This is a genomic window from Anaerotruncus sp. 80, assembly GCF_009936115.1.
GTDB classification, from domain to species: domain Bacteria; phylum Bacillota; class Clostridia; order Peptostreptococcales; family Anaerovoracaceae; genus Senimuribacter; species Senimuribacter intestinalis.
Genome location: NZ_QWES01000001.1, coordinates 57,501 through 69,245 on the forward strand (window position 1 = coordinate 57,501; position 11,745 = coordinate 69,245).

Sequence of the window (11,745 nt, forward strand, 5' to 3'; positions counted from 1 at the left end):
AGCTTTTTCCTTTGTGTTCCTTAAAATACATAAATTTAAGTAGTGTACAAAAAATTTCGCACCATTGACTGTGTTTTTTCGAAAAATGGTGCAGGTGGCAGCAGTAACCTGCTGAAAAGCGCACCATACAAGCTATTTATAAGGAAAATGGTGCAAGTCATTCAGTCGCACGCACTTTGCCCGGAAGTTTTTTATACTCCCCGAAGATTTGCACTGCGATACCAATTAAAATAAACAACAATCCTGCGATTGCAAACAGTTCGATTTTCTCTCCCATGAGGAAGTAAATCCAAACAAGGGAAGCCACCGGAGTAATATACGCCAAATTGGAAATAATCGCTATGTTTCCGGTCTGTAAGGCTTTTGCCCAAAGGGCATAGCTCAGTCCGTAAACCAACACCCCTGTCCATAAGACACCGCCCCACTGCGGCAGTGTTAGCACCGGAATTTCGATTTGCTGTGTCAGTAATGCAATCAGCGATGCAACGGTAGAAATCAAATAATACAACATCATTCCTACAAAATTATCGGCGGAAACGCCTTTATTTATCACGCAGAACAGACCATAACATACTGCTGCTCCACCAGCAAGGCATACCCCGGGAAGACTGATACCACTCAAATTATCAAGATTTCCTTCTGTCACTACGATAGCTACACCAAGGAAAGAAATTAAAAGTGCCAGCCCTTTCCAAACAGTCATTTTCTCCTTTAAAAGGATACAGGAAAAAATCACCAGAAAAAACGGCCATAAATAATTAATGACACTGGACTGCTGCGCTTTTAAGTATCCGAGACTGCTGTTAATCATCGCATTATAGAAAAAGGTCATCAGTCCCAGCAACACTAGAACGTGCAGCTCCTTCTTTTTAATTCCGCTACGACCTTTTTTCAACTTTCCCTGAGCAGTATTTAAAGCAAATAAAAACAAAAAAGCGACCAAACTATTGAAAAAGAGCATAACCATAGGATGCAGTTCCTTTACCATTAGTCCTATGACTGCAAAAGATGACCCCCACAGAAAAATTGTGATTCCTGCATAGGCATATTCTCTTGTCATTTCTTATTATAACATCCCTTCCATTTTTATTATCTTTATAAATCACATAGCATATCCGCAATTTATAAATAGTATACCAAATCTTCCATAAAAAGGAAATTGTAAACTTTTAATCACAGCATTAAGGATTAAACGGTAAAACTACCTACTGGAAGAGAATATAGAAAAAACTCTATGAGATTTGATTTTCTATGCTATTTATTGTATACTGGTAACGCCAAAGTATTTGGCCAGAAAATCTAATAATAATGGTTTTACATCCCCATTTTATAAGCTACATATAAGGAAAGGACTGATTCACATGGATTACGGAAAATTAGCACTGGAACGTCATGAAAAGGCTGGCGGCAAAATTGAAATTACCTCTCGAGTAGAACTGAAAGACGCAGAAGATTTAGCGGTCTACTATACGCCTGGAGTTGCAACGCCTTGTCTTGCCATAAAAGATGACCCAGAAGCAGCTTCCAAATACACATCGAGAGACAGGCTGGTTGCCATCGTAACTGACGGTTCTGCCATTTTGGGGCTTGGCAACATCGGAGCCCTTGCCGGCATGCCGGTTATGGAGGGAAAAGCGATTCTCTTTAAACATTTTGCAGGTATAGATGCCTTCCCAATTTGCCTGGCATCACAAGATCCTGAAGAAATTATTGCAACTGTCAAGAATATTGCCCCTGGCTTTGGCGGTATCAATCTGGAAGATATCGCTGCTCCTGCCTGCTTTGAGGTAGAAAGACGACTGAAAAAAGAACTGAATATCCCGGTATTTCACGATGATCAGCACGGTACCGCCATCGTTACCTGTGCTGCTCTGATCAATGCGCTGCGTATCACAGGTCGCGCCATGGAGAACTGCAAAATTGTCATTAATGGCGCTGGTGCAGCAGGCAGCGCAATCGCTCAAATGGCATATAATCTAGGGTGCCGAGATATCTTAATTTGCGACAGCAAAGGCATTGTTTCCGCTCACAGACAGCTGAGCAGCGCCAAGAAAGAACTTCTTGACTTCACCAATCCTGACAATATAGAGGGCAGTCTGAAAGAAGCTGTTGTTGATGCTGATGTATTCATCGGTGTTTCCGCACCAGGCGTCCTCTCTTCTGATATGGTAAAAACCATGGCAAAAGATCCAATCATCTTCGCTATGGCAAATCCTGTTCCAGAAATTTTCCCGGATGATGCAAAGGCTGCTGGCGCTGCAGTAGTCGGCACAGGTCGTTCCGACTATCCAAACCAGATTAACAATGTATTGGTATTCCCTTCGCTGTTCCGCGGCGCTCTCGATGCAAAGGCTACAACCATCACCGAGGACATGCTCATCGCTGCAGTTTATGCACTGGCTGACAGCATTCCTGCAGACGAACTTTGCCCAGAAAATATTCTGCCGACCGTATTTAACAAAGATGCTGCCAATGCTCTCGCTGCCGCTGTAAAAAAAGCCTGGGAAGACAGATAAATGAATCTGCTGATTTCGCCTATCGCTCACATGGAGAGCGTATTTCCTGATAAATTCGGTATTCCCCGTCAGAGCGGGCTTGCCCAGGGCATAGAATCCAGGATTATCTTTGAAAAGCCCTACCGCAGCATGGATTCTCTTCGAGGTCTGGAAGGCTTTTCACACATCTGGCTTATCTGGGGATTTTCAGAAAACCCTCAGATTACCGAAAAAAACTGGTCGCCTACGGTGCGCCCGCCGCGCCTTGGAGGAAACAAACGAGTTGGGGTCTTTGCAACCCGCTCTTCCTTCAGACCCAACGGTCTTGCTCTCTCATCAGTTCGCATAGAAGAAATCAAGCAGGATCCGAAACTGGGTCCAGTGATTGTCGTTTCCGGCGCAGATTTAATGGATCGCACACCGATTTATGACATAAAACCGTATATCACAACGGACTGCCATTCGGATGCCGTCTGTGGCTTTCAGGAAGAAACCAGAAATTATCAGCTGAAGGTGAATTTTCCCGCACCGCTGCGTTCTGCGATTCCAGAGAAACTGCAAAAAGGACTTTTAGAAGTACTCTCACAGGATCCACGTCCTTCATACCAGAGCGACTCGCAGCGGATTTACGGAATCCGTTTCGCAGGCTTTGATGTGCGGTTTCAGGTAGCAGATGATACCCTGACTATAATAGAAGTAAAAACGCTGTAGCCCACAGGCCACAGCGTTTTTCTCGCAGTTTTTATTTATTCCCGCTCCCAAAGAGCTTTGGCGGTAACCTTCGTATCTAAAAGTTCCGGATGTGCATATTTATTCCTCTGATAAGTATTTTCTTTAACCGTGAGCTCCACTTCAATGGTCCCTAAGGCTCCCTGCTGCCTTGCTCGCTTCTCTGCCGCCTGTTTTGCCAGTCGCTTTGCTGCCTCTACTGCTTCGCTATATTCAGGAATAGAGAAAGTTTTTTCACCGCCGGTAATCACGTAGGTCAAATAGGAACTCTTGATGCCTTTGTACGGTTCGATGATAATCGTACTTTCTGTGCTGATATTCCCCATAGCCGCACCGATAGCGTTTGCAACCTTGCCTGCTTCCGGGAAATCTGCCTCAGTGCCAAGAAGCCTTGCCACATCTTCCATAAAAATCTTTGTCGGGGCACCGATTCCAATGAGCCTGGACGGTGTCACAAATGATGGAATCAGGCAGGATCCACTTCCAGAAACTTGATCTGAAAAAATCATTGTCGTCAGCTTTTCCAACTGCTCTGTTTCCTCTTCCGTAAGATCTTTTCCCGTCTTATATTTCATCAGAATCCGCACCAGATTACTGTATAATCTGGACTTTGTCAGATTGTAAATCTCCTTGCAAACCTCCTCAGCAGGCAGCTTTGTTACGCTAGAAAGGTATGCCGCACCCAGCCTGCTGGCTTCGCAGTCAAACTCCGTATAGTCGCCAAACACGTGCATTGCATCAGTAGGTGTCATCCCCGCACGCATAACAATCCCTTCGTCCTCAAGACGCTTCATATGCAAAACATGCGGACTGATTCTTGCCGCATCTGCAGCGTCCTTAAAAATCAACGGTCCTAAAGCCAGCGCCTTAATAAAACGCTGTTCTGCGATCGTATATCTAGCTAGATTCTCCGGCATTCCCATCAACACGAAAAACTCATGAGCCGGATAGCTGAAAGGCTGATCCATATGTACCAGCGTTTTCAGCTTTTTTATCACTTCCGGATACTGACTTGCCAGCATACAGAGCGGAATATAGCGGCGTTTTTCCAGGTAAAGATTCCGTCCCTTATACTTGACCGCACTGTCGCCGCCAAGCGCGAAAGTATCAATAGAAACGCCCTTTACCATTGTTTTCCACTCGCCAATCGTAATGCCTCCCTCTGTAGAAACGGGCACACCATTTTTGACAAATGCTACATCGCTGGTAGTTCCGCCGATGTCTACAATCAATGCGTCCTCATAGCTGGAAAGCTCCATAGCACCGATAATACTGGCAGCTGGACCGCAAAGCAAGGTTTCTACCGGCCTCTGTGCAGCAAACTCCTTGCTCATAATGGTACCGTCACTCCTGACGATGACGATAGGCAGATGCAAATTCATCTCTGCCAGCGATGCATCGATGGAAGCGAAAAATTCCTCCATGACCGGAAGCAATCTTGCATTGAGCAAAGCTGTCGCACCTCTGCGAAGCACGTTCAGTTCCTGATAAAGCTCATATCCTCTCACACAGGGGATTCCCAGACTTTCGCCGATGATACGCGCCGCTTCTATCTCGTAGGCTCCATCATCGTATTTGGGATTGACCTGCACGATAGCTGCGCTGTCATACTCTGCAAACTGACTTTGTAAATCCGCTTTTAGTTTTCCCCAGTCCGGTGTGTTTTCCGGACTGTCATCTTTCTTCGCATCCCCTGTCATAAAATAGATCTCAGAAAGAGACGGCAATCCGTAAGCCTCCCTGGTCTTTTCAATCTGTGCCGGATTTACGCCGATCAACACCAGCTTAGCTCTGCCTCCCTTATGCTCTACACAGGCATTGGTCGCCAAAGTCGTAGACAAAGAAATATACTGCGCCCTGGAAACAGCTTCTTTCTCCAGTCCTTTCAGCACCGTTAGAATACCAACTTTTAAATCTCGCTTCGTTGTCAGTGTCTTACTCTGAGAAAGCACCTGATGGCTCCTGGTATCGAATACCACTGCATCGGTGCAGGTTCCTCCAGTATCAATTCCAATTCCGATCATGGCGATGTCCTTCTTTCTTTCATATTGCCTTTATTGTAACACATCAGCTGAATCGCTGCACGCACGACTGACAGAAAAATTGGTATAATCTTTAGGCGCATACCTTTCTCAGAAAAAATAACGCAGGAGCTATCTAAAATTCCTGCGTTACATTATTTACTTATCAATTAGTCAGATCCGATTAGTCTTCTTTTACCAATTCCTTCAGAGAAGTTGCAAGGCCTGCAAGACCAGAAATTTCGGACGGAATGATAATCTTGGTCGCCTGCCCGTCTGCTGCCTTCTCAAAGGAGTTCAGACTCTGCAGTGCAATAACCTCTTTATTCGGCTGAGATTCTACCAACATCCTAATACCGTCAGCGGTCGCCTGCTGTACCATTCTGATGGCTTCTGCTTCACCTTCTGCTTCTCTGATTGCAGCTTCCTTTCTGGCCTCAGCTTCCAAAATTTTAGACTCTTTGCTTGCCTGTGCTTCCAGAATCATAGCCTCTTTATTACCCTCTGCAATCAGCACTGCGGATTTCTTTTCACCTTCAGCTCTGAGGATTGCCTCTCTTCTTTCACGTTCCGCACGCATCTGTTTTTCCATAGCCATCTGAATATCTCTCGGCGGTGTAATGTTCTTTACTTCTACACGGTTGATTTTTATACCCCATGGGTCAGTCGCCTCATCCAGCACCATTCTAATTTTAGTGTTGATGTGCTCACGGCTTGTCAGGGATTCGTCCAGCTCCAGCTCACCGATGATATTTCGAAGGGTTGTTGCTGTCAGATTTTCGATAGCGTCCATCGGGCTTTCTACACCGTAAGTATAGAGCTTCGGATCAGTAATCTGAAAATATACAACTGTATCAATTTCCATGGTTACGTTATCCTTGGTGATGACCGGCTGAGGCGGAAAATCGATGACTTTTTCCTTCAAAGATACTTTTCTTGAAATTTTATCGATGAGAGGAATTTTGAAGTGGAGACCCACCTGCCAGGTTCCTTTATATGCACCCAGCCTTTCGATGACATAGGCTCTTGCCTGCGGCACGATTCTGATATTGGTTACAACCAGAGAAATCAGAATAACAATCACGATTGCGATAATAATTACATTAATAATAGCTTCCATATTAATCTCCTTACTGAATCCAAGGGGCTACAACTGCTTTGACCCCTTCTATCCTAATCACTTTAACCTTGCTTCCTTCATCCAGAGAATCCTCGCTGTTCTGGCTGACCGCAGTCCAGTCCTGACCAGAAAGCTTGATGATACCCGGTTCAAAAGGTTTAATCGCTGAAATAACAACGGCTTCTTTTCCAATCAATGCATCAACATTGGTCTTCTCTACACCAGTTTGCAGCTTCTTGACGAAGAGTTTCCTCGTTGAAACCAGCAGAACAACGGATACAACAAAGAAAAGTACTACCTGCACAGCAATGCCTGCACCTAAAAGCGAAGCCGCAAGTGCAATCACTGCGCCGCCTGCAAACCAGATGGTGGTCAGTCCCATAGTCAAGCCCTCTACTACGACAAAGACAATCGTCGCAACAAGCCAGAATACCGACATGCTAACTGTCAGTCCTAAAATCGTCAACAATCTTACCTCCTCCTTGCGTTTCTTTCTTAATCAAAGGCTTACTTTCTATATTCTTAAATCAGCATACTTGCCCCGTATGTGATATAAGAGACAACAATTCCGGCAATTACTACGCCGATAAAGACAGCCGGCAGTGCTCTCTTCAGTCGCATATTCAACATAGCTGCTACCAGTGCGCCGGTCCAAGCGCCGGTGCCTGGAAGTGGCACTGCTACTAAAAGCACTAGACCAAACCATTCGTATTTATCAATCATGACAGACTGTTTCTTCGCTTTCTCTTCAAAGCGGCACACAAGAAAATCCAGTCTCTCGCTTTTTTTTCTCATCCAGTCAAAAACTTTTCTGACAAAGAGAATAATAATCGGTACTGGCAGCAGATTACCTATAATCGAAACGACAAGCGCTTCTTTTACAGAAAGTCCCGCTGCTACACCTGCGGGGATTGCTCCTCGCAGTTCGAGAACGGGAACCATGGAAATCAGCATTGTCATCATTAAATTGCCAGTATGTGTTCCCCAAAAACTCATCATTTAAATCTCAATTACTCCTACTTTATTAAATTATATAATATTTTTGCGCCAATGTAAATACTCTTTCAGAATTTTTGACAAAATTTTGTCAATTTCTGAAGCTACCTTTTACAAAACAGACCTCGCTGCAAAATCCACAGGAGGTCCGCCTATTTTTTTGCTATTGCTTATCGTTTAGCACCGCCTGCGCCGCCGCAATTCTTGCAGCAGCCAAAAGCTGTGGTCTGCAGGACACATAGTTCAGTCCAAGCTGGTGACAGAACGCAATGCTGGCAGGGTCTCCCCCGTGTTCACCGCAAAGCCCGATTTTTAGGGTTGGCTTCACCTGTCTGCCTGCCTTAACAGCTGTATCCATCAGGCTTCCAATTCCATCTCTGTCGATGGTCTGAAACGGGTCCTCCGTTAAAATTCCTTTTCGGATATATTCTGCAATCATTAGTTCCGTGTCGTTTCTAGAAAATCCAAAGGTCATTTGCGTCAAATCGCTGGCACCAAAGGAGAAAAAATCCACCTCTTTCGCTACTTTATCCGCAATCAGTGCTGCTCTGGGTACTTCAATCATAGTGCCCACATAAAAGCGTACTTCACAGCCACTCTTTTCGCTGCACTGCTGTGCCGTTCTAACTACGATGTCCTTGACAAATTCCATCTCTTTATCAATTCCAATGAGCGGCACCATAATCTCTGGTGAAACTTCAATACCTTTTTGCTGCTGCACCTCGATAGCAGCTTCTATAATAGCACGAGTCTGCATTTCCGCCATTTCCGGATAAGTAACAGCTAGTCTGCAACCTCTGTGACCCAACATAGGATTCATTTCCTGAAGCCGCTTATATGTTTCTTCAATCTGCGTACAGGAAATACCTGTACATGCTGAAACCCATCTAATATCCTCCTCTGTATGAGGCAGGTACGTAGAAAGAGGCGCATCCAGCAGCCGAATGGCGACAGGTCTATCCTCCATCACTTCATAGATTGTCTTAAAACACTCTTTCTGATACTGAAACAGTTTTTCCAGAGCATGGGCTTTTTGCTGCTGACTATCCGCCATCACCGCCTGACAGATTATTGGCAAATTTTCTCTTTTAAGAAGAATCTGCTCCGTTCGGCAAAGTCCAATTCCTTCTGCACCAAGGGCTGCTGCTGTCTGCAGTTCCTCCAGTCTGTCCACATTGGCTCTGATTTTCAGTGTCCTAATTTCGTCAGCCCAAGACAGAATTTTTTCCAATTCTTCAGCACAGCCACCGTTTAAGCAGGAGGTTCTGCTTGGATCAATTCTCAAAACCGCCGTTTCCTTGGTAATCAGTCCTTCGCTAGCCATATCTGCCGCCGCTTTTACTGCCGCTTCCGCAGTTCGCTTCGCAGCGCCAGTCTGCACCATGCATAGCTTGCCGCGCTCAACGACAAATTCCATGTCCTGCATGTCCAAAAAATACTTTTCCAATACCGCAGAAATCCGCATAAGTTCTTCATAAGCAGCAGGGAAAATCATTGGCATTTCTTTCAAAGATTTTACTGCACATCGCCCCGATTCTGCCGCCTTCAGTTTTCCCTGCGCGTTTTGCAAGAATTCTCCTAAGAGCAAGTTCTCACCATTTTCTGGGTTTCTGGAATGGGCAACTCCGGTGCAGGAATCCTCTCCCAGATTTCCAAACACCATAGCCTGCACACAGACTGCAATGCCTGTGCCCTGTGTATCTGTGCTATGCCATGCAGAAAATATAGCGGCAATTGCAGCAAGGAGCTGCTCCTTTGGATTTTGCGGAAAACTTCCGCATCCCACTGTCGCTTCATACATCTGCTGCAGTCTTCTGTAACAGTCATAAGCAAATCCGGAATTTGCAGTCTGCTGACTCAAACATTCTGCTATATCATCGTTTAATCCAAGGTTCAAGATAGTATCCGGCGTCTGAACATCAGCACACGCTGCACTAGGGCGAACCGCCACCAACAAAGGATTCTCTTTATCAGCAAATCTTTTTCCGGTGACTTCTTCCAGTTCCTCAAGCTTCACAAATATTTCAGCAGCGATATCCTCGCCAATCGTGCAATCCTGTTCAACATATTGATTGCACGCCTGCGTTGTCACAGTAAATCCAAAAGGTACCGGCAGTCCAATTCTGGTCATTTCAGCCAGATTTGCCCCCTTTACGCCGAGAAGCCCTACGAGGTCCTTTGAGCCTTCGTTAAACGCATATACAAATTTGCTCATGCTCTAATCTCCTTCTTCCACCGATTAAAAGATTAGCTTTTCTTCGATGTATCCCTTTACTTCCCCAATCGGCAGTCTAACCTGCTCCATTGTATCTCTGTCACGAATGGTCACACATCCGTCAGCTTCCGTATCAAAATCTACACAGATGCAGAACGGTGTACCAATTTCATCTTCTCTTCTGTATCTCTTTCCGATAGATCCAGCTGCATCGTAGTCCACGCTGAAATACTTCGCAAGTTCTTCATAAACAGGTTCGGCAACCGGCGCCAGCTTCTTTGCAAGAGGAAGTACCGCAGCCTTAAATGGCGCAAGCGCCGGATGGAATTTCATCACAACTCTGGTGTCTTCCTTTCCGTTTCCGTCGGTCAAAGTTTCTTCACAGTATGCGTCAACGAGGAATGCCAGTGCAACTCTGTCTGCACCCAGAGACGGCTCAATACAGTACGGAATATACTTTTCGCCCGTTTCTGAATCTACATAGTTCATTTCCTGTCCGGAGAACTCACTGTGCTGTCTCAGGTCAAAGTCAGTTCTGTCTGCAATCCCCCAAAGTTCACCCCAGCCAAACGGGAATAAGTATTCCAGGTCAGTGGTTGCATTGCTGTAGTGAGAAAGTTCTTCTTTCTCGTGATCTCTGGTTCTGATATTTTCCATATTCATATTCAGAGATTTGAGGAAGTTAATGCAGTATTGCTTCCAATAGTCAAACCACTCCAAATCGGTTCCCGGCTTACAGAAGAATTCCAGTTCCATCTGCTCAAACTCTCTGGTCCTGAATGTAAAGTTACCCGGCGTAATCTCGTTACGGAAGGATTTACCAATCTGGGCGATACCAAACGGAATTTTCTTTCTTGCCGTTCTCTGTACATTCTTAAAGTTTACGAAAATACCCTGCGCTGTTTCAGGTCTTAAGTAAATCTCCGCCTTGGAATCTTCTGTAACTCCCTGAAAAGTCTTAAACATCAGGTTAAACTGTCTGATGCCTGTAAAATTACTCTTTCCACAATCTGGGCATTTAATCCCTTTTTCGGCAATATATCCTTCCAGTTTTTCATTGGACCAGCCGTCAACAGGAAGAACTTCCATGCCGTTTTCCTGCATGTACTCTTCAATCAACTTGTCAGCCCTGAACCTGGATTTACATTCCTTACAGTCGATTAGCGGGTCCGCAAAGCCGCCTACATGACCGGATGCTTCCCACGTTCTCGGATTCATCAAAATAGCAGCATCAAGGCCCACATTGTATTTCGATTCCTGTACAAACTTTTTCCACCAGGCTTTCTTGACGTTATTTTTAAATTCCACACCTAAAGGACCGTAATCCCAAGTATTTGCAAGTCCTCCGTAAATCTCCGATCCCGGAAACACAAAACCTCTGTTTTTCGCCAGTGCAACGATTTTTTCCATAGTAACTTCTTTGCTCATTAGTATTAAATTCCTGACCTTTCTCACTATATATTTTAGTCTTCTTTCTGAAATTCTTCGTGAATTTCATCATACTGACAGTCATCACATCTTTCTTCACAAGGCTCTACACAAACCTCGCATTCCTTATCGCAAATGTTGACGCAGCAGTCAAAATCATCTTCATCATCATAGCCTTTGTCTTTTTTCAGCTTATCTTTTGCTTCCATCGCTGCATCCTTTGCCTTTGCAAAGGCAATGCCGCTTTTTTCTTTGATATCTTCATAAACGCCAGGCGCCTTTTCTTTAATATCTCCATAGATATCGGAACCTTTTTCTTTGGCATCTTCGTAAAGGTCTTCAGCCTTTTCTGTAATATCAATAACAGAGCCGTCATCTTTTACAAATTCAATCTTGCATTTGAAGCCAAATGCTGCAACGATACCTGCAATCATCCCCCATGGTGCAACAACAGTCCCTAAAACCCCAACAGTCAGAGGAATATTCACCAGTGTATCTCCGTCACGAGTAACTAAAATCTTAGAAATATTTCCTTTCTTCACCGCCTCTTTCATCTTGGCAATCAATGCTTCCTTCTGTTCTCCCAGTTTTGCCGCCGGCTTCTGGTCAATGGTTTCCTCTATTGCAATAATCGCGTCTACCACATTCCCCTCTGCGGCTTCAAGAGCTTCCTTGGCTTCCTTATAGGTCACGCCGGTTCTGTCTTTCACCAGTTCAATCTTTTCTAATGTGATTTCCATG

The 11,745-nt window shown here is 44.8% G+C and carries 10 protein-coding genes; 2 read left to right on the top strand and 8 right to left on the bottom strand.

What is annotated here, in order from left to right:
- Positions 1-157: 157 nt before the first annotated feature.
- Positions 158-1,060 carry a DMT family transporter gene (locus D1155_RS00285; protein WP_160200416.1) on the bottom strand — a complete coding sequence of 301 codons (903 nt, stop codon included), beginning with the start codon at positions 1,058-1,060 and terminating at the stop codon, positions 158-160.
- Positions 1,061-1,361: 301 nt separating this feature from the next.
- Between D1155_RS00285 and D1155_RS00290 the strand changes: the two genes are divergently transcribed.
- Together D1155_RS00290 and tsaA are read left to right on the top strand one after the other, a co-directional pair.
- Complete coding sequence (locus tag D1155_RS00290) at positions 1,362-2,516, top strand: NADP-dependent malic enzyme (protein WP_160200417.1); 1,155 nt, start codon at positions 1,362-1,364, stop codon at positions 2,514-2,516.
- Complete coding sequence (gene tsaA, locus D1155_RS00295) at positions 2,517-3,206, top strand: tRNA (N6-threonylcarbamoyladenosine(37)-N6)-methyltransferase TrmO (protein ID WP_160200418.1); 690 nt, start codon at positions 2,517-2,519, stop codon at positions 3,204-3,206.
- A gap of 35 nt (positions 3,207-3,241) precedes the next feature.
- On the opposite strand, the gene D1155_RS00300 is transcribed toward tsaA, so the two are convergent.
- The 7 genes from D1155_RS00300 to D1155_RS00330 all read right to left on the bottom strand — a co-directional run bounded on the left by D1155_RS00300 (position 3,242) and on the right by D1155_RS00330 (position 11,744).
- A complete protein-coding gene (locus D1155_RS00300; RefSeq protein ID WP_160200419.1) occupies positions 3,242-5,248 on the bottom strand; it encodes a hydantoinase/oxoprolinase family protein in 2,007 nt (668 codons plus the stop codon).
- Between the two features lie 181 nt (positions 5,249-5,429).
- The gene (locus tag D1155_RS00305) at positions 5,430-6,365 is read right to left on the bottom strand and encodes an SPFH domain-containing protein (RefSeq protein WP_201759494.1); all 936 of its coding nucleotides are present in this window, start codon (positions 6,363-6,365) and stop codon (positions 5,430-5,432) included.
- Between the two features lie 10 nt (positions 6,366-6,375).
- Positions 6,376-6,831, bottom strand: a complete 456-nt coding sequence (locus D1155_RS00310; protein WP_160200420.1) for an NfeD family protein — start codon at positions 6,829-6,831, stop codon at positions 6,376-6,378.
- 56 nt (positions 6,832-6,887) lie between these two features.
- Complete coding sequence (locus tag D1155_RS00315) at positions 6,888-7,364, bottom strand: small multi-drug export protein (protein WP_306770900.1); 477 nt, start codon at positions 7,362-7,364, stop codon at positions 6,888-6,890.
- Positions 7,365-7,524: 160 nt separating this feature from the next.
- A complete protein-coding gene (locus D1155_RS00320; protein ID WP_160200421.1) occupies positions 7,525-9,576 on the bottom strand; it encodes a putative PEP-binding protein in 2,052 nt (683 codons plus the stop codon).
- 24 nt (positions 9,577-9,600) lie between these two features.
- A complete protein-coding gene (locus D1155_RS00325) occupies positions 9,601-11,004 on the bottom strand; it encodes a glycine--tRNA ligase (RefSeq protein WP_160200422.1) in 1,404 nt (467 codons plus the stop codon).
- A 35-nt stretch (positions 11,005-11,039) separates the two neighbouring features.
- On the bottom strand, positions 11,040-11,744 hold the full coding sequence (locus tag D1155_RS00330) for a DUF4342 domain-containing protein (RefSeq protein ID WP_160200423.1): 705 nt from the start codon (positions 11,742-11,744) through the stop codon (positions 11,040-11,042).
- Between the last annotated feature and the right edge of the window lies 1 nt (position 11,745).

Bases quoted from the DNA above. Each gene is read 5' to 3' on its own strand.
- D1155_RS00285 (WP_160200416.1), bottom strand. From the start codon at position 1,060: ATGACAAGAGAATATGCCTATGCAGGAATCACAATTTTTCTGTGGGGG.
- D1155_RS00290 (WP_160200417.1), top strand. From the start codon at position 1,362: ATGGATTACGGAAAATTAGCACTGGAACGTCATGAAAAGGCTGGCGGC.
- tsaA (WP_160200418.1), top strand. From the start codon at position 2,517: ATGAATCTGCTGATTTCGCCTATCGCTCACATGGAGAGCGTATTTCCT.
- D1155_RS00300 (WP_160200419.1), bottom strand. From the start codon at position 5,248: ATGATCGGAATTGGAATTGATACTGGAGGAACCTGCACCGATGCAGTG.
- D1155_RS00305 (WP_201759494.1), bottom strand. From the start codon at position 6,365: ATGGAAGCTATTATTAATGTAATTATTATCGCAATCGTGATTGTTATT.
- D1155_RS00315 (WP_306770900.1), bottom strand. From the start codon at position 7,364: ATGATGAGTTTTTGGGGAACACATACTGGCAATTTAATGATGACAATG.
- D1155_RS00320 (WP_160200421.1), bottom strand. From the start codon at position 9,576: ATGAGCAAATTTGTATATGCGTTTAACGAAGGCTCAAAGGACCTCGTA.
- D1155_RS00325 (WP_160200422.1), bottom strand. From the start codon at position 11,004: ATGAGCAAAGAAGTTACTATGGAAAAAATCGTTGCACTGGCGAAAAAC.
- D1155_RS00330 (WP_160200423.1), bottom strand. From the start codon at position 11,744: ATGGAAATCACATTAGAAAAGATTGAACTGGTGAAAGACAGAACCGGC.